Source organism: Roseiconus nitratireducens, assembly GCF_008629675.1.
Classification (GTDB): Bacteria; Planctomycetota; Planctomycetia; order Pirellulales; family Pirellulaceae; genus Stieleria; species Stieleria nitratireducens.
Map to the genome: position 1 here is coordinate 18,617 of NZ_VWOX01000017.1, position 18,111 is coordinate 36,727.

The 18,111-nt window shown below is 59.9% G+C and carries 14 protein-coding genes; all 14 read right to left on the minus strand.

Annotation, left to right across the window (positions count from 1 at the left end; all coding sequences use genetic code 11):
• Positions 1-13: 13 nt before the first annotated feature.
• The 14 genes from FYK55_RS23180 to FYK55_RS23245 all read right to left on the minus strand — a co-directional run bounded on the left by FYK55_RS23180 (position 14) and on the right by FYK55_RS23245 (position 18,045).
• Positions 14-2,305, minus strand: coding sequence for a molybdopterin oxidoreductase family protein (locus FYK55_RS23180; RefSeq protein WP_150079010.1), 2,292 nt, complete (start codon positions 2,303-2,305; stop codon positions 14-16).
• 22 nt (positions 2,306-2,327) lie between these two features.
• Positions 2,328-4,208 (minus strand): DmsC/YnfH family molybdoenzyme membrane anchor subunit, encoded by a 1,881-nt coding sequence (locus FYK55_RS23185; protein WP_150079011.1) that lies wholly within the window; start codon positions 4,206-4,208, stop codon positions 2,328-2,330.
• Positions 4,209-4,220: 12 nt separating this feature from the next.
• Entirely contained in the window at positions 4,221-5,114 is an 894-nt protein-coding gene (locus FYK55_RS23190) for a GAF domain-containing protein (RefSeq protein WP_150079012.1), read from the minus strand.
• Positions 5,115-5,137: 23 nt separating this feature from the next.
• Positions 5,138-6,025: an ABC transporter ATP-binding protein gene (locus FYK55_RS23195; protein WP_150079013.1), complete on the minus strand. Its 888-nt coding sequence runs from the start codon at positions 6,023-6,025 to the stop codon at positions 5,138-5,140.
• A gap of 60 nt (positions 6,026-6,085) precedes the next feature.
• Positions 6,086-7,054 carry an ABC transporter ATP-binding protein gene (locus FYK55_RS23200; protein WP_150079014.1) on the minus strand — a complete coding sequence of 323 codons (969 nt, stop codon included), beginning with the start codon at positions 7,052-7,054 and terminating at the stop codon, positions 6,086-6,088.
• A 66-nt stretch (positions 7,055-7,120) separates the two neighbouring features.
• Positions 7,121-8,236, minus strand: a complete 1,116-nt coding sequence (locus tag FYK55_RS23205; RefSeq protein ID WP_150079015.1) for an ABC transporter permease — start codon at positions 8,234-8,236, stop codon at positions 7,121-7,123.
• Positions 8,237-8,383: 147 nt separating this feature from the next.
• Positions 8,384-9,946, minus strand: coding sequence for a CmpA/NrtA family ABC transporter substrate-binding protein (locus FYK55_RS23210; protein ID WP_390621763.1), 1,563 nt, complete (start codon positions 9,944-9,946; stop codon positions 8,384-8,386).
• Between the two features lie 478 nt (positions 9,947-10,424).
• Positions 10,425-11,525: a GTP-binding protein gene (locus FYK55_RS23215; RefSeq protein WP_235908924.1), complete on the minus strand. Its 1,101-nt coding sequence runs from the start codon at positions 11,523-11,525 to the stop codon at positions 10,425-10,427.
• A gap of 535 nt (positions 11,526-12,060) precedes the next feature.
• Positions 12,061-12,396 carry an ArsR/SmtB family transcription factor gene (locus FYK55_RS23220; RefSeq protein WP_150079016.1) on the minus strand — a complete coding sequence of 112 codons (336 nt, stop codon included), beginning with the start codon at positions 12,394-12,396 and terminating at the stop codon, positions 12,061-12,063.
• A 128-nt stretch (positions 12,397-12,524) separates the two neighbouring features.
• Complete coding sequence (locus FYK55_RS23225) at positions 12,525-14,357, minus strand: V-type ATP synthase subunit A (RefSeq protein ID WP_235908925.1); 1,833 nt, start codon at positions 14,355-14,357, stop codon at positions 12,525-12,527.
• Complete coding sequence (locus FYK55_RS23230; protein ID WP_150079017.1) at positions 14,335-14,991, minus strand: DUF2764 family protein; 657 nt, start codon at positions 14,989-14,991, stop codon at positions 14,335-14,337. The genes FYK55_RS23225 and FYK55_RS23230 overlap by 23 nt, the downstream gene beginning before the upstream one ends.
• A 22-nt stretch (positions 14,992-15,013) precedes the next feature.
• Entirely contained in the window at positions 15,014-15,715 is a 702-nt protein-coding gene (locus FYK55_RS23235; RefSeq protein WP_150079018.1) for a hypothetical protein, read from the minus strand.
• Between the two features lie 5 nt (positions 15,716-15,720).
• Positions 15,721-16,185, minus strand: coding sequence for an ATP synthase subunit C (locus FYK55_RS23240; protein ID WP_150079019.1), 465 nt, complete (start codon positions 16,183-16,185; stop codon positions 15,721-15,723).
• Positions 16,186-16,191: 6 nt separating this feature from the next.
• Positions 16,192-18,045: a V-type ATP synthase subunit I gene (locus tag FYK55_RS23245; RefSeq protein WP_150079020.1), complete on the minus strand. Its 1,854-nt coding sequence runs from the start codon at positions 18,043-18,045 to the stop codon at positions 16,192-16,194.
• Between the last annotated feature and the right edge of the window lie 66 nt (positions 18,046-18,111).

The following is an 18,111-nucleotide window of genomic DNA, read 5'->3' on the forward strand; positions in this document are numbered from 1 at the left end:
AATCCGAAAAAGATCAAAGTTGGGAGTCGTCAATCGCCGGGCGGATTGACACGGCGCAGTCCTTGTAGCTGGGCTGCCTGCTGTGCGGATCGAAATGTGAAAGGGTCAGACGGTTGGTTTCTTCGTAGTGCATCGGAAGAAACGCGTGCCCGCGCGGAATCGACGGCACCAGGCAAGCAGACGCGGTCGCCGATCCGCGGCGCGAACGCAGAGCCAGCAGTTCGCCATTGCTGACGCCCATCTCCCGAGCATCGGCGGGATTGATTTCCACGTAGGGACGGTTGGGATACAGTTGGCGCAACACGGGGCTCTTCTCCGTTCGTGTTTGCGTGTGCCATTGGCTAACCGTGCCGCGTCCCGTCATCAACCAGAACGGGAATCGATCACACACCGGCTCCGGGATCGGTGTGATTTCGTCAAAGACCAATCGGGCACGGCGGTCGGAATGAAAAAAGTGGCCGTCGCCAAACAGTCGCCTTTGCTGTTCCGGCTGTCCTCGGTTTGCACCTGCGTTGGCGTCGGCCTCCGTCCAAGGCCACTGGATGCCGCCGCACGCGTCGATCTGGCGATAGCCGCCGATTCCGGAAATGTCGCAGGGGCGTCCCGCGCTCAAACGCTGCATGATCTGGAACACAGCCTCGGGATGTGTCCAGTCGGAAAACAGGTCGCCGACGCCCCAGTATTTGGCGATGCCACGAAAGATCTGAAAATCAGCCAGTGCTTCGCCCGGTGCGTGACTCACCTTTTTCAACAGCCCGTATCGACGTTCGCTGTTGATGAACGTGCCCTCTTTCTCACCCCACCCGGCCGCCGGCAAAACCAAATCCGCGTGCCGGGCCGTGTGTGCCGTGTGATACATGTCTTGAACGACAAGAAAGTCCAACCGATCCAGCAGCTCTCGCGCATCTTCCTGGTCGATCCAACTGTGCGCCGGGTTGGTGGCGATGACCCACAGCCCACGAATCTCCCCCCGCCGAATCCCCTCAAAAATCTGGTCATAGGACCAGCTGTCTAGCGTCGGAATACGATCGACGTCGATTCCCAGAATGTCGGCGACATCCTGACGATCGGATTCGCTCTGGAACTTGCGATGCCCCAGCAGATTGGTCGTGTTGCTCCACAACCGGGATCCCATCGCATTGCACTGGCCGGTGATGCTGTTGGCTCCCGTTCCCGGACGGCCGATGTTTCCGGTGATCAGCGCGATGTTGATGATCGCTTGAGCCGTCCGGACGCCTTCGTAGCTTTGGTTGACCCCCATGGTCCACCACAGCGAGACCGCTTTTCCGTCCGCGATCTTGCGCGCGACACGGCGAATCTGATCGGCGTCCAAACCCGCCCGTGCGGCGACCTGATCGACGGGATACCGCCGGACATGCTCGCGAAGCGGATCGAACCCGGTGGTGTGCTCGGCGATAAAGTTTTCGTCGATCCAGTCGTTTTCGATCAATTCGTTGGTGATCGCGTACAACAATTGCAAATCATGCTTGGGGCGGATCTGCAAGTGTTCGGTGGCGGACATCGCCGTTTCGGTCCGCCGCGGATCGACCACGATGATTTCCGGTTGGTTCCGGTTGCGGAGCACGCGCTCCCACATGATCGGATGTCCCACGCAAGGGTTGGCACCGATGAACACCAGGCAGTCACTTTGTTCAAAATCGTCGTAGGTGTACGGCGGCGCATCGAATCCGAAGGATTCCTTGTAGGCCGTGACGGCCGTCGCCATGCACTGACGTGTGTTGCCGTCACCGTGGACGATGCCCATTCCGAATTTCGCCAAAGCCCCCAAAAACGTCATTTCTTCGCAAGGGATCTGGCCGGTGGAAACGAAGGCAACCGAGTCCGCGCCGTGTTTCGCTTGGATATCCTGGAATTCGTGGCAGAACGTCCGAAAGGCTTCATCCCAGGAAACCGGTTGGAGGGCGCCGTCACGTTGCCGCAACAATGGCTGCGTTGCCCGCTGGTCGCTGTCCAGGATTCGCAACGCTTCCCAGCCCTTGGGGCAGGCCATTCCAAGATTGACCGGGTAAGCGGTTTCCGGCGTCAAACCGACCGCTTTGCCGTCACGGATGTGCAGACGCAGCCCGCAACCGGTCGCGCAAAATCCACAGGTTGCGGTGGTGGTCGCGTCCGCCTGCATCGAACCGTGGGTCATGCCCAGCCCGTGTTCTCCCGGGTGAAGCAGCAGTTCCCGCGTCATCTTTCCCTCGCGCCGCTGCAGGATCTGCGGCAGCTGGAACGATGTCGCAGCATCCTTGCGGCTGGTCAAGCCTTTGCTGGGATCGGAGTTTTCGGCGATGCTCATGGACTCGTTTCCGTGTGAAGATTCAATGCAGTGTCCCTGGCATCCGGTCGTACACGACCGACATGAAGTACAGCAGACGCTCGCCAACTTCGCCCAGGATTGCCAGCACGGCCGCGATCATGCTCAACCCAACCGTCAACATGGAATCCGGCCCGCTGGCGACGACACTGACCGCCACCGCAGCGAACCCCAGTGCGGACAAAAATCCCGACGTCAGTCGGATGCGGCGGAGTGATGACAGCTGATCGGTGGTCAAACGTTTGCAACGTCGATCGTGCTGATGCTCGGCGGTCTGACTCGGTCCCAGGTGAATCGCGTATTCCCAAAGCAGCTTCCCGACCACCGCAGCGAATGCCGCCAGCGCCATGAAAGTTGTCGTCACGGCCACAGGAATCGTGCTGATGTTCAACCAGAAAGCCGCGACCAAGGTCACTGCGAGCACGACGGACAGCCCGCCGATCAGCGTGGTTCCAAAGAACCGCGGTAAGGTTCTCGCGTGCCGCCACAGCGGACGTTTGGTGGCGATGTAAATCATCGCGCTGCAGTACAAGCCCGCCAGACCGACGGGGATGCTGGCGAAGAGCATCAATTTTGCCGCCCAGGAAGGGACAAATCGATCCGTCAGATTGGTGATCGCTTCGGGCAAATACGGTTCGGCGACCGGCAACCAAAACAGTCCCACGGCCAACGACAAGATTCCCACGTATTGACCTAAAACGACCGCTTCGCGGCTGAGCCAACTGGTCTTCAAACCCAGGAAGACTCGCCAACTTCGAAGCGGCTGCCCCAGGTGCAACGGGGCCAGGTTCAGACCGATCGCGCCGATCAGCAATGAAAGCGTCGCCACGGCCGCGGTGACCGACGTTGGCATTGGATCCCCCGCGAGCCTCAAGATGGCACTGACCGCCCTCTCGATGATCAACATGCCGACGCTGATCTGCGTCGCGATCAACAGGGCGCCGAGCGGCCAGTGGCTTTCGGCGACCTCGTCGAGCTCGTGATCCTGGGGCAACCCCAGGGATTCCATCCGGTCGCTGCGGTAAACCGTGGTCGGTCGGGTGATCGAGGACGGCGGAGCGCCCGGAGCAAGCGATGGCTCGGGAGCCACCGATGAATGATCAAGGCCGGATGGCCACTCCGCGGGATCGGAGTGATCCACAATGCGGATTCGGATCGCTTCGTTGGGACAGGACTGCACGCAGGCGGGTGCCTCTCCCACGGCCAATCGATTGTGACACATGTCGCATTTGCGGACGATGCCCAGCCGTTTACTGTACTTGGGTACTTCGTACGGACACATCATCGTGCAGTACTTGCAACCGATACACTGGTCGTCCAAGTGACGAACGATCCCGGTGACGGGGTCCTTGTCATAGGCTTTGACCGGGCAACCGTTCAGACAACCGGGATCCTCGCAGTGATGGCATGCCGTGGTGACGTGCTGGACGCCGAAGTCGTTGGTAACGGTCGGCGAGGATTTCTCTGTGGGCGGAGATTTCGGTAGGGGGACAACCGGAAGCGGCGCAGCTGAGGAAGACGGCGAGTGACCGAGTGAAACCGAGCCGACCTTTCGCCAGCTCTCGCTGTCCTCCAGCCCGTTCAGCGTGTGGCAGGCCACGACACAGGCTTTGCATCCGCTACAGGCGTCCAGGTCGACTTCAAATGCAAGTTGTTGCCCGGGGCCCGGAGCCGTGGTCGGCAGCAGCGATCGGTAGAATTTTGCCTGTGCCGGTTCCGACGATGCCTCATCGGCCGATCCTTCGTCGTGGTACAGGCTGAAGGCTTCCACCGCGGTCAACTGTTGCTGCTGTTTCAGCAATTCCTCGACCAGGTTGAATGCATGGAGCGCGGACGAACCGGAGTCAGCGGTTTGATCAGTTCGGTCGTGCGTGGTGACGGACATCCGTTTGACTCGTTAGAACAGCATCGTCATGAAACTGACCAGCGACTGGCCATCAAAACGCGGAATCGCGATCCCACAATCTGGCACGACTTGATCCTCCGGGAATTCAATCGCGTGCGTCAAAATCGTGGGTTCCACGCTCAAAACGGCGCCGCCCGCCTGGAGCAGCAGTTCAGCCCAGCCGGCATCACGTTTCATCGTCGTTCCGGGCGAAACCTGGCAGGCTGAACCCAGTTCGAAGTAACTTGCCTGTTGGAGCACGAATTCGTCATCGGAGCGACGCCATACTTCGAACCCGCGAGCGATCGGCGTGCGGTGCGCGCTCAGCAGCAACACACTGGATCGGAACTGATCGGCGATCACCGGAATGCCCACCGCGGTCTGCAGAAGGTCTGCCGACGCGCCGGCGGCTCGCAGGAACCCAGGGTGATTGCCCAGGTCGTCGTGGATCACAGCGGTCTGTTGTTCCCAAACCTGGCCGGGCAATCCGTTCCCACGCTCGAAGCGGACAAACGTGCTGACGTTCTGAAACCGTTCCATCCTCCCGTAATAGCCCGACGCCAACGCGACCTCTTCATAGGGACCGACCGGTTCCCAGACCTCGAAAACACCGACGGGTTCTGGGTGAACGACGGCAGGCGGCGGATCATGTTTGGCTGCCAAAAGCACGAGCGAACGTAGTTCTTGTTCACGGTAGACCGGGATCGTCAAGACCGCCGCCGTCCCGCCGGGCAGCAGGTCCGGATGTTTCTCGACCCCCGCATTTCCACTTTCGATGGTCCGGTAGACCAGGGCGTCCAGCCGGCTGTCATCAGTCATTCCGGCGCCGCCATCATGAATTTCCAACACTTGCGCGTCGGAAAGAAAGCTGTGGTCGGGCAGTCGCAATTTGGCAACAGAAGTCATCGTGTTCGGTTCGTGGGAAACGGCTAGGCGGTGGGGGAAAGTGCGTCGACCGGCTGTTGATCAGATGCCGCGGGCGCCGGAGGGTCTCCGGAAGCCTTCTTGGCCTCGTGCTTGGCCGCGTCGGCAAGCAATTTCTTGTGATCCTGTTCTTCCAGGAAACCGATCATGTCACCGCGGAGGTCGTAGTAGGACGGATGTTCCAACACCTCGGTGCGATGACGTGGCCGATCAAACGGGATCTCAAAGATCTTCCCGACCCGCGCCCGTGGACCGTTGGTCATCATCACGACGCGATCGCTCATGAACAGCGCTTCGTCCACGTCGTGAGTGATCATCAACGTGGTCACCTGATCCTGCACCAAGATCTCCAGCAGCACCTCCTGCAACTCCATCCGCGTCAGTGAATCGAGCATCCCGAACGGCTCATCCAGCAGCAACATCTTCGGCCGCAAGGCAAACGCCCTGGCGATTCCTACACGCTGCTGCATTCCCTGGCTGAGATCCGCGGCTCGCGTATTCAAGCTGTTGCCCAATCCGACCAGCGTCAGGTAGTACGCCGCCATGTCGCGTCGATCGCTCTTGCGGGCATGCGGGTAGACCTGATCCACGCCCAACAGGACGTTGTCCATGGCGGTCATCCAGGGCATCAGACAGGGCGACTGGAAGACGACGCCGCGATCTGGCCCCGGACCGTCAATCTCTTTGTTGGCAACCACCACACCGCCGGTGGTGATCGGATTCAAACCAGCAACCATCGTCAACACGGTGCTCTTTCCACATCCGCTGTGGCCCAGCAGGCAAACGTATTCCCCCTGCTCCATGTTCAAATTGAACTCTTCAACGATGATCGCCGGCCCGTTGGGCGTGTCATACGTCTTTCCCAAATTGAACATTTCGATGTAGCCAGCCATGCCGTCACCGTTCCCGTCGAAGTTGTGTGTTGTCGTTCGTGCGAATCATCGTTTTTTGAATCAAACCGGCGAATTCAGGATCGCGCGGCGGGGGCCTCCCAGGTCGGCGGGGCGAATATCCGGACGCTTGATGCTTGCCGTTTGTCCCCCGGATTGATCGCGACGTGACTTCTGACGAACGGCCACCAAGTAGTTGGTCACGGCGTTGCGTAGTTGCTTGAACCGTTCGTTGTGATTCAATTCCGTCTTGTCACGCGGACGATCCAGGCCGACCGTGAACGCCGGACCGAGACTCGCACGCGGCCCAGGATTCAGCGGAGCGATTCGGTCGGCCACCAAGATTGCCTCGTCGACGTCGTTGGTGATCATCAGGCAGGTTTGCCGCTCCTCCTCCCAAATCTTCAGGATCTCGTCCTGCATCACGCTGCGGGTCAACGCATCGAGTGCCGACAACGGTTCGTCAAGCAGCAGAACCTTCGGTTTCATCGCCAAAGTTCTCGCCAGTGAAACCCGCTGCCGCATGCCCCCGGAAAGTTCGTGCGGCCGGCGATGGACGGCGTGCGAAAGCCCCACCATTTCCACGAACTTGTCGACATGTTCGCGACGCGCCGCCCGGCTCCAGCTGCGAAAAACGCGGTCCACCGACAAAGCGATGTTGCCCCGCACGGTCAGCCATGGCAGCAGGGAATAGTTTTGAAAGACCAGGCCACGCTGAGGACTCGGGCCAGTGATCGGCTTTCCGTCCATCATGATTTCGCCTTCGTCGGGGCGAATCAGTCCCGCCAGCAGTTGCGTCAGTGTCGTCTTGCCGCTTCCTGAAAAACCCACGACGGCAAGGAACTCACCCTCACGCAGATTCAGGTTGATTCCGGTCAACACTTCGTTGCGGGTGACGCCACTGCCGTACCCTTTGCTGACGTTGCGAAGCGTGATGATCGGCTGCGGCGCGGAGGTCCGAGCCGGTGCGTGCTGACTGGCCTCAGACGCTATCAACGACGGAGCGGCTTCGGCACTGGCGATGGCATTCATGTCGTGTTTCCTGTGATTGATTCCGTGGTGCGTGCCGACGCATCGAATGGCGGCGGACCGAACCGATCAGGCCGCGTGCGGGTTACCGAAACTGACCAGGTTCCGAAGAAAGATCATGATGCGGTCCAACATCAATCCGATCACGCCAATCACGATCACGCTGAAGGCGATCCTGGCATACGTTTGGCTGCTGCCATTTTGAAACTCGTCCCAAACGAACTTTCCCAACCCAGGGTTCTGGGCCAGCATGTCGGCAGCAATCAACACCATCCAACCCACGCCCAGGCTGATCCGCAGTCCGGCAAACATCAGCGGCAGACTGGCCGGCAAAATGATTTTGAACAGCTGTTGCGGCCAGGAAAGCTTCAGCACCTTGGCAACATTCATGTAGTCCTTGTCCACGCTGGCCACTCCCAGCGTGGTGTTGACCAGCGTCGGCCACAGCGAGCAGAGTGAAACCGTCACCGCGGAAATCAGGAACGCCTTTTGGAAATAGGTGTCTTCCTGGTTGACGCCCGAGTAAGCCCAGATGATGACCAGACCGGCCAACGGCAGCCATGCAAGCGGGCTGACCGGTTTGAACACCTGGATGAAAGGGGTCAGCGCCGCATTGAACCAGGGACTCATCCCGCACAGCACGCCTAGCGGTACCGCGATCAACGTGGCGATTGCAAATCCGAAGAAGACGGTTTTCAAGCTGGTGATGATTTGGTCGACAAAGGTCGGGGCACTGGAAGGTACAAAGTTGGCCGCCCGAACGGCGTCCTGCTTGTAGGTCAGCGCCGATGCGAGCATTTCTTCCTTCGCCGATCCCGTTTTTTCGGCAGCCGCCTGTTCGAGCACCTTCGCCTTGGCCATCGATTGAACCGCTTGCGTCAGCTTTTCCTGACGCATCGCGGAGTCAGCTGCCTTCTGCTGGCGATGCATCTCAAACAGTTCAACGCCCGCGTCCCACGTCGCCTTCGGCCCCGGTAACCGAGCGCTGCCGGTGACGATCGTTTTGGCCGCCAGCGACCACAGCCCCAAAAAGATCAACACCGTGAATACGGGCAGCACCACGAATTTTGTGATTCCTGCCAACTGCTCTTTGGGGTCCTCTCCGGCCAACAAACGGACGAAAGGCTCCAGCACCGGAAGGCCGGCGACCTTGCAAAACTTGAGAGCGTTGCCACGGACGTTCATGAACAGAAACTTTTGGAGTGGGAGTGGAAAGGATGATTGTCGAGATGCGAGATGATTGACGAACCGAAAACCGAAGGCGGCCGGCAGACGTGGCAGGCGGAACCCGCTGCCGACCACCCCCGATTCATGTGAGCGCGAGCTGCTCTTTCATTCGGTGTGCCCGATTTCAAAGTTGGACAGGTACCCCAACGGATCCTTCCCGTCGTACTTTTTCCCGTCGATGAACTCGTCCGTTGGTTCGCGATAGCCGTCGTAGTCCGGCGGCGGAACTTCGGTCGCGTCCAATTTGCCTTCGCTGATCAACATCTCCGCCGCCTTGCGGTAAATGTCGGGCCGGTAAATTTGCTTGGCGGTCTGTTCGTACCATTCCGCCGGCTTGGCTTCGGTGATCTGGCCCCAACGTCGCATCTGTGTCAGAAACCAGACACAGTCGCTGTAGTGCGGGTAGGTGGCGTTGTATTTGAAGAACACGTTGAAGTCCGGCATTGGGCGGACATCCGTTTTCTGGAACACGAACGTGCCGGTCATGCTGTTATCGATCACGTCCTCGTCGGCCCCCACGTACTCGGACCCGCTGAGAATCTTGCAGGCTTCCTGTCGGTTCAGGAAATTGCCGTCTTCATCCACCGCGTCCAGCCATTTCCCTGCGCGCATCAATGCTTTGACCACGGCCACGTGCGTGTTGGGATGTGTGTCGTTCCACTCCTTGGTCACTCCAAAGACCTTCTCCGGATTGTTCTTCCAGATGTCGTAATTGGTGGTGACGGGCACTCCAATCTCTTTGACCACCGCTTGCTGATTCCAGGGTTCCCCGACGCAGTACCCGTAGATCGTTCCGGCTTCCAGGGTCGCGGGCATCTGAGGCGGGGGGGTCACCGAGAGCAACACGTCGGCATCCTGGACGCCGGTGATGTCCTGGGCCGTGTACATGCCCGGGTGGATTCCGGCCGCGGCCAACCAGTAGCGGATCTCGTAGTTGTGCGTGCTGACGGGAAACACCATTCCCATCGAAAAGTCTTTTCCCTCCTGCTTGAACTTCTCAACGATCGGCTTGAGCGAATCGGCCGTGATCGGGTGTTCGGGTTTCTCGGACTGCAAATCAGGATCGTTCTCCTGCATCTGCTTCCAGATCTCGTTGCTGACCGTGATCCCGTTGCCGTTGTAGTCCAGGCTGTAGGCGGTGATGATGTCCGCCTTCGTCCCGAATCCGATCGTGGCTCCGATCGGCTGACCGGCCAACATGTGAGCGCCGTCAAGTTGCCCGTCGATCACGCGATCCAACAGTACTTTCCAGTTGGATTGGGCTTCGATTTCGACGTTCAGCCCCTCATCGGCGAAGTAGCCCTTCTCCTTGGCGATCACCAACGGGGCACAGTCGGTCAGCTTGATGAAGCCGAACTTCAAGTCGCTTTTCTCCAGATCCAACTGCGACTCCGATTCCTTCATCAATGAGTCGGCGTCCAGATCCGACACGTCGACGTTGCTGGCCGCGGCCTCCAAATCGGCCAGCGTGATTTCGTTCGAAGAGCATCCGCTGCAGGCGAAAACGACCAGGCCAAGGACCGCGGCCCACCCGGTCGTCCGGCGAAAGGCTCCCGCGGCATTCCCCCGCGTTGAGCTGGGGCGGCCAAAGGTTCGCGGCGGGACCAGTTCGGTCGCGCGACGCCGTTCGAAACCGTTGCGGACCCACTTCAATGTTCTAAAGATCACGTGAAAACCTGCGTCGTTGGTGCATGTTTTGGAGGCAACAACCGTGCTGCCGGCAGATCTATACTCAGGGGTGCAAGATTGGTGCCGTGCCTCCGTTTTTCACCCGTGAGTCTGATTACGGGACCGTGAATCCCGCCGCAGCGACGTGAGGAGAATCGCAGCCCCACTACCGGCCGTCGCCGTCTGGAGAAGTTGGTGCAGCCCACCCGGCGATTGCCCAGGATTTAGGCATTCCCGCTCCGCGCCCAAAGCGATGCAGCGCCCGCGCCGCGAGGCGTCGTGACTTCAAGCGAAATCACCAACGGAAAAGCGACGGACCGTGGGAGGCTGTTCCGGAAGGTTTCACGCAACAAGGCAAACCGAGACATCGCCCCGGTCGGAGTCGACGAGCCGCGGGAGCCTGGAAATGCGCGTGCTCGTTGCGAAAGCCAAGCGGAATGCGAGGAATCCAGGCGTAAGAAACGTAGCCGAGGTGTCGCTACTGCTGGACGCGGAAGGTTGGCTCGGGCCGCCCGGGACGAAAACTTTCGATCGAGTCGACTTGGATCGTCAATCCGGAATCGCTCGCCATCGCATCCAGTGTGTCCCGGACCATCCCCGTCAGCGCCTCGGGGTCCAAGCAGACGCGAGCGTTGATGATGACCGACAACGACTCCGCCTCCGCGTCCGATGCAATCGAAAGCATCGTCGGTGTGTCGCTGCTGACCAGGTTGGCGACCGCTACGTGGGAACCGGATGAACACAGAATCTTCAGGTGGGCGGGCTCGGCTTGCACCCGAAGCATCGCTTGACGAAGCCGGTCGACCAACTGCTGAGCCAATTGGTCGATCGAGATTGCCTTCGCCGCCGTGACCGAAACGGTTGCGTTCAACCAACCCAGTTCCGCTTCGCCATCCGCATAGACGTCGTAATCAACCTCCATCGTCGCCTCACGCGAAGAAGCCTCCGCCGCGAGCGTTTCCCACAGCGCGTCCAGATTCTCCCCGGTCTTCGCCGACAAACAAATGATTTGCCGACCGGGATACTGCTCGGACAACTGTTCCCGCAGCGTGGCGACCTGTTCAGCGGTCAACTCGTCGATCCGGTTGATCAGAATGATCTCGGACTCTTCCAACTGCTTGCGAAAGATGTATTCCGCCTTTTGAGAGAAGCCGCCTTTGCCTTCTCCAGACAGAATCTTCAGACCGTGACTGGGTTTGAGCACCACGGCGTAGGGGCTGTGCAAGAACCGCTCCCCCATTTGCTCCATCATCGGCAGCGAAATGGTCGCGATCAAATCCGTGCAACTGCCGACCGGTTCGGCCAGGATCACGTCCGGCCGTTGCCGCGATTCGAATTCTTCCATCGCACCGGTCAGGCCGTGAAAATTGCAGCAGAAACATGACCCCGCCACTTCGTTGACCTCCAGACCCTGGCTGCGGAGCAATTCGGTATCGACCAAACCGGCTGCCTGGTCGTTGGTGACCACGCACACGTGTTTGCCTTCGGCCTGAAACCTGCGGGCCAATTGGCTGATCAGGGTGGTTTTTCCGGCGCCCAGAAAGCCGCCGATCATGATGAACCGAATCGGAGATGGCATCGAAAGTTCCAGAGGGGGGGGCGCTGCGAGAAGCGGACGGAGATTCGGCCACGGCCGAAACAATGCAATATTCTTAGCATCGTCAGATTGTTCGTCAATCCGATGGCTGCCGGGGAGGGCAGAACCCGTAGCAAATGTCAAAAACGCATGGCTCAGCAACAACCCTCCCCGCGTCGTCGCACGCTCCTCCGCGACCCTCGGAGGTCGTGCAGCTTTCCGATCGAGGGAAAAGCGTGCTTTTCTGAAATTTACCCTCCCTCTGGGAGGGTCAAAGGCGAGGCACGAGCCTTTGGGGAGGGTGTGTTCGTGAACCCACTGAAATCAATCGGGCCGGACAACCCTCCCCGCGTCGTCGCAAGCTCCTCCGCGACCCTCCCGGAGGGAGGGTGATTCAAAGCTGCACGACCTCCTCGCGGGAGGGTGAACCAGAGAACGTGGTGTCTCGGGCAATTGTTTCCGTCGGTTTGCGCCCACGGCAGGGGGCTTTTGCCGCTTCGCGACTGAAGTCAAGGAAGGTACTTGAAGTAAGCGCGTGTTACCGGCAACCTTCCTCGCCCTGCCCGACGTCCAACCGGCAACAACCGAAATCCAACACGCCGGAATCGCTGCGTTTGCGTGAAGGCCGTAGATGTTCACACAGCGAATAATAGATGAACTTGCCTTCGCGGCGGGTTTGAACGACTTCGGCGTGATACAGCACTCGCAAGTGGTGCGAGACCACGCCGATGTCTTGTTCGACCAACAACGCCAAGTCCGAAACGCTCATCGGTCCGGCCTGCAAAGCCCGGATCACCCGCATCCGCAGCGGATCGGCCGCGGCTTTCAGGTAGGCGGCACAGCGGGCATCGTCGTCACGATCGGGTCGGTTCATGGGACATTCATCACCTACGTGAAAGCGCCGGATTCCGAAGGAATCTCGCAGCGGTACCGGCGCGTCGGGCCGCGTTGCCGACGACTTCACGAGTCACCAGCGGCGCTCCCCGCGAACGACCGCCGCGCTCAGGCGGATTCCTGGCGATGGTCGCCCGAGACGTACTCACGTTCCAGTTCCGTGATCTGGTCCAGGTACTGTCGATACTGGTCCGATTCGTATTCGCTGTAGTTCAGGTTTTTGAACAAGCCGGTCAGACGCGTGAAAAAGTCACGGACCTGGTTGTTGTCGACAAATCGATACTCCCGATCAATCAGCCGCTTGCACAGCAGGAAGCACTCCCGCTGGCGGTCCAAAGGCACCGTCACGTCGACTTTGTCGAATGCGTCCTGTTGCAGGTACACCATGTCGAAGAACAGGGATTTCTGGTAGATGACATAGTCCTCCACCGTCACACCTTCTTCACCGGTGACCTGCATCATTTGATAGACGTTTTCGCCGTCACGCAGCATTTGATGCATCCGCGAAACGCTAGCTGTCCAATCGGGATGAACTTCCTTGTCGAAATAGTCCTGCAATTGTTCCCGATACCGCGACCAGGAGATCAACGGGTCGATGGCGGGATAGAACCGCTTGTAGGCGCGGGCGTAGGACAACCCCAGGAAACACTTCACGGTGCTGAGTGTCGACTGCGTCACCGGTTCTTCAAAGTTGCCACCGGCGGGCGACACGGAACCGATCAGCGTCAAGCTGCCGGTTGAACCGTCGGGCATCTGCAGCACGCCGGCCCGTTCGTAAAGTCCTTTGATCGCCGAATCCAAATAGGCGGGAAATGCTTCTTCACCGGGAATTTCTTCCAGCCGTCCCGACGTTTCACGCATCGCCTGGGCCCAACGGGACGTTGAATCCGCCAACAGCAGGACGTCCAAGCCCATTTGACGGTAGTACTCACCGAGCGTGATCCCGGTGTAGATCGACGCCTCCCGCGCGGCGACGGGCATCGACGACGTGTTGCAGATGATGATCGTCCGATCCATCAGGCGACCGCCGGTGCGCGGATCCTGCATCTCGGCAAAGTCGTGAATGGTTTCCACCACTTCACCGGCACGCTCGCCACAGGCGACGACGATCACGATGTCGACGGTACAGTAGCGTGCGATCAAGCCTTGCAGCACGGTTTTGCCGGCACCAAATGGTCCGGGAACGCATGCGGTTCCGCCGCGGGCGACGGGAAAGAAGGTGTCGATCGCGCGGGTGGTCGTGATCAGCGGTTCGGAAGGAAACTCGCGGGTCACCAACCGCTGGCGCTGCATGGACGACGAAACCGCCCGGCGGACCGGCCAGGTTTGCACCATCGGGACGTCGATCGTGCGGCCGACCGAATCGGTCAGCGTGGCTACGGTCGCGTCGGTACGGAGTTCCCCGTCGGCGACCGATTGAACTTGCAGGGTCCCCTGCAAATCGAACGGTGCCATGATCTTGTGCGTGATGTTCTTTTCGACCACCGTTCCCAGCGGTTGACCTGCGACGACGCGGTCGCCGGCCGTCACCACCGGCGTGAACTGCCAAGTCTGTTCCGGATTCAGCGAAGTAACATCGCGACCGCGGCGGAGAAAGAATCCGTCCTGCTCGGCCAGGTCGGAAAGCGGGTTTTGCAGGCCGTCATAAATCACGCCCAGCATCCCGGGTCCCAGCTGGACCGACAGCAATTCGCCGGAAAGTTCCACCCGATCGCCGTAGCGGATCCCGTGGGTTTCTTCGAACACCTGCAAGTCGGCGATGTCGCCATAGATCCGAAGCACCTCGCTCTTAAGGCGTTCTTCTCCAACGCACACGAAGGCGACCTCGTTCTTGACCAAGTGGCCGGAGATCGTTTTGACGCGGACGATGTTCCCGTTGACCCCCAGGACGGTCGCCTCGGCGGTTTGGGTCTGGTCCTCAGTCAAGCTCGGCGTATTCACCCAAGGTCTCCCTGATCAAATCGTTGAATCGCTCGCGCCCCGCATCGGCGTCCCGGCTGGTCCACCGTTCCACGATTTCCCAGCGGGCCAGATAAAGCAGGATCGATTCAAAGGTAAAATGGTATTGCTGTGCGATCCGGGTCCACGTGTTCCACAAATCGGTAAACAGAATGTGTTGGGCCTGGACCACTTTCCCCGCCGCGGCGGCTTCGGCGAAGGGGCCGATCCAGCGATAGCGGGTGGAAAGGTTAAAGTCGGGCGCGTCCCAGTTGCGACGGATCATGCCCGCCAATGGCGGCACCCCGATCGGCGGTCCTTCCTGGTCGCGTTTGCGTCGAATCGCCGCGACGATCGTCCGCATGTCAAACCGATGATTGACCACCTGGCGAACCAGCGGATTGTCAATCTGCTCCATCAACCGTTGGTGAGTTTGCCACACCTCTTCGTCGGTTCGATCGAGTGGCTGTCGGTCCCAGACGAAAAACCTCGAAATCTGGTCGACCACCATCCGGTCGTCGTCATCGAGCAGATCCAACCGGGAGCGCAACGTCGATCGGGTGATCGGCAACGGTCCGGAATCGAACGGCTGCGGCAACGGCGGCAGGCTGGCGACGAGCGTGTAGTAGGAGGTCATGTCCGGGCGGATTGAATCCGGGTCAGTTCGATGCTTCGATAATCGATTGGAACCGCGGCGCCAGGAAACGCATCAGGACCGCGGTGATCGCCTGATCGGTCAAATCGACCTCGACGACCTGGTCGCGCTGTTGCACCCTCAGACCGCTGTCGTGGCCCGGCTGGACACCGATTTCCACGCCTTCGCGGAGCAAGTCCCCGCCGATGCCTCGAATGAGTTCGTCCAGCCGCGCGTTGGCCGCGGGATCGTTCCCCGCGGACAACAGGATCTTCGTCTGTCCGCCTTCGCCGCTGGACTTGCCATCACCGGACTTGGCATCACTGGGGACGGCGACGCCCGCAATCTCCAGAATCAATTGCCGGATCAGGTCAGGATTCTGCAACGAATCGCCGACCAGTTTCCCCAATCGGTTCTGAAACTCGCGCTGCAGCTCTTCCTTCAGTTGCAACGAGACGTCACGGCTGGCCAGACGCAATGCCTGCTTGCCGTTTTCGTTCAGTTGCTGAGCTTCCTCGCGGGCATCGCTCACGATTTGATCGGCTTGACGTTTCGCCTCGTCGACCAGCTTCATCGCTTCCTCACGGGCTTCGGCGATCAACCGCTCGGCTTCTTCCTGTCCACGGCTGACGCCGTCGGTCTTCAGCCGGTCGATCAATCCTTGCACGCCGGCGGATTCCTCCGCCGAACCACTTTGCGGGGAAGACGTTTGCACTTCGTTGCTCATCTCAATCAGCTCGCTACCGGGGCAGCCGGCAAGCTGCCGGCAAGAATCAAGGCGAAAATGAAGGCGAACACGGCAAAGCCTTCGACGATGGCGGCCGGCGCGGCCGACAAACCAAAGACTTCCGGTTTGCTCTTGGTGGCGTGGATCGCCGAGGCACAACACAGGCCCTGGTACCACCCGCTAAAGAGCAACGCGGCTCCGCACAATACGCCGATCGCAAACAATCCCGGCGCCGAGTCGATCGCAATGGTCCGATTCAACGACAGCATCACGACGATGCCATAGATCGTTTGCGAGGACGGCAACGCGGACAAACCGACCAGCCGGCCGTATCCACTTTCCACATCCAACATTGCGCCGCACGCGGCCTGGCCGGCAGCGCTGCAACCCATAATGCTGCCGATCGCTCCCAGCGCCAACGGCGCGTAGATCCCCAGCATGCCCATCATGTTCCAAAACGGTTCAGACATCGGCACTCAGCCTTTTTTTCCAAAAGCGTGAAATGGTTGTCCCTCTTCGGTGAGCGACCAACTAAAAAATTCGATGCAATTCAATCGGAGCCCGTGGACCACCCCGCCGACGATGGCCAAGACCAAATTCAGCGTGTGACCGACCAGGAAGATCAGCAAGCCCAACAGCAACCCAACGCCGCGAATCTGCGACGCATCCGAAGCCAATTGATTGAAAATGATGGCCAACTGCGCGCTGGCCAGACCCAAGGCGAACAAACGCAAGTAGCTGAGCGCGTCGCCGAAGGCTTTGGTTATGTTCGTCAGTCCCATCAAACCGTCAACGGGGCGCATCAACCAATCGATGGGGCGTTTGGAAAACAACGGTCGCTCGCTGGTGAAAAACAAGACCAATGCCAACCCGGCGCCCAGCAGCACCATGCCGCCGTTCCACAAACCGTTCACCCAACCCGCTTCGCTGCCACCCACTTGCGTCGACAGCCACTGGGCGACGGCCGGTTTGGGAATCTTGCCCAAGGCCATCATCCAACCGCCGATCAACGCGGAAACCCAGCCCACGTGGCTGAGCGCCCGCGACTTGCCGATCAGCTGCCAAGCGACGATCACGTTGGCCAGCGCCAGGTGGAACACACCAATCGTCGCCGCAAACAACATCATCGCTTCGCGATTGTTGATGACCGGCTCACCTCCGGATTTGATCACCAGCCGATCCGGCAGCGAGCCCTCGGGCGGTGAGATTCCAAAGTAGCTGCCGATCAACACCCCATATCCGATCGTCACCGCGACCATGAACACGGCCAAATAGCGGAACTGTCGTCCGCTTTCGGTGCTACCCAGACGCTTCCAAACGAACGCCAGGATCGCCCCCAGGACCACGCCATAGCCGGCGTCGGCCATGATCATCGCGAAGAACAGGGAAAACGACAAGTACATGATCCAGGTCGGATCCCAACTGCCGTAACCAGGCGTCATGAAGAACGTCACCGCTCCCTCCGCTCCGCTGACCGGCGCCGGATTGTGCAGCAGCGTTGGCGGCTGGTCGGTCTCCGAAGGCGGGCTGGCCAACAACGCCAGCTCGTGCTCGCGTGCAAACTCTTGCAGTTCCGGCAACCGCTTCTTCGGAGCCCAGGCCTGGATGGCGACCAACGGACCGTCCCGACGCAACAGTTCTTTGACGTTGCCGCGTTCGACCTCCAGGTCGGCCGTGGCCAAGTCACGATGCAACAGGCTCACCCAGCGTGTCAGCGACATTCGTTCCAAGTTCGCTGCTTCAATCTCCTCTTCCACTCGAGCCAGCTCCGCCCGCAATTCGCTCAGCGGGCGCCGATCCAATTCGATCGGCGGAACCGGCATCTCCGAGGGCAACTCCGGAGCGACGACGACCACATAGCAGAACTCGCGGTCCCGATTGATGACCGTGTGCACGGTGTCCGGTGGCAGTTCCGACAGCTGTCGATGCCGCAGCCGGTAAAACCACAGCGACTGGCCCTTCAAAGCATTCCCGGAGGGCAACCGAAACTCGCCCCACGGCCGAGTTCGCTCAATCGCCTCGCCCAGATCTTCCCGCTGCTTGTGCAGTTCCCGCAATCGGTCGCGGTTGGCCAAGGCCTGGTCGGTGATCTGGTGGGCGTGATAGTCCGTCGGGTGCGTGACTTCGGGACGCTGAACCGGGCACTGCTGCAGGTACCGCAACGCCGCGTGCATGTCATTGCGTTTGGGGTGCTCCCAGGGCTGCGAATCTTCTTCCCCGGAGATATCGAGCACATGCAGGCAGCCCAATTGCTGCAGGCCCTCCAGCATGGATTCACGCTGGGCTTCCGATCCGACAAAGGTCACTCGGCTAAGTGGAACGATGGCCATCGATCAAACAGACAGGGGCAGGAGGTGGTTTCAGTTCAACGAAGTGGGAACACAGCGGGATGGACG

Bases quoted from the DNA above. Each gene is read 5' to 3' on its own strand.
- FYK55_RS23180 (WP_150079010.1), bottom strand. From the start codon at position 2,305: ATGAGCATCGCCGAAAACTCCGATCCCAGCAAAGGCTTGACCAGCCGC.
- FYK55_RS23185 (WP_150079011.1), bottom strand. From the start codon at position 4,208: ATGTCCGTCACCACGCACGACCGAACTGATCAAACCGCTGACTCCGGT.
- FYK55_RS23190 (WP_150079012.1), bottom strand. From the start codon at position 5,114: ATGACTTCTGTTGCCAAATTGCGACTGCCCGACCACAGCTTTCTTTCC.
- FYK55_RS23195 (WP_150079013.1), bottom strand. From the start codon at position 6,025: ATGGCTGGCTACATCGAAATGTTCAATTTGGGAAAGACGTATGACACG.
- FYK55_RS23200 (WP_150079014.1), bottom strand. From the start codon at position 7,054: ATGAATGCCATCGCCAGTGCCGAAGCCGCTCCGTCGTTGATAGCGTCT.
- FYK55_RS23205 (WP_150079015.1), bottom strand. From the start codon at position 8,236: ATGAACGTCCGTGGCAACGCTCTCAAGTTTTGCAAGGTCGCCGGCCTT.
- FYK55_RS23215 (WP_235908924.1), bottom strand. From the start codon at position 11,525: ATGCCATCTCCGATTCGGTTCATCATGATCGGCGGCTTTCTGGGCGCC.
- FYK55_RS23220 (WP_150079016.1), bottom strand. From the start codon at position 12,396: ATGAACCGACCCGATCGTGACGACGATGCCCGCTGTGCCGCCTACCTG.
- FYK55_RS23230 (WP_150079017.1), bottom strand. From the start codon at position 14,991: ATGACCTCCTACTACACGCTCGTCGCCAGCCTGCCGCCGTTGCCGCAG.
- FYK55_RS23235 (WP_150079018.1), bottom strand. From the start codon at position 15,715: ATGAGCAACGAAGTGCAAACGTCTTCCCCGCAAAGTGGTTCGGCGGAG.
- FYK55_RS23240 (WP_150079019.1), bottom strand. From the start codon at position 16,185: ATGTCTGAACCGTTTTGGAACATGATGGGCATGCTGGGGATCTACGCG.
- FYK55_RS23245 (WP_150079020.1), bottom strand. From the start codon at position 18,045: ATGGCCATCGTTCCACTTAGCCGAGTGACCTTTGTCGGATCGGAAGCC.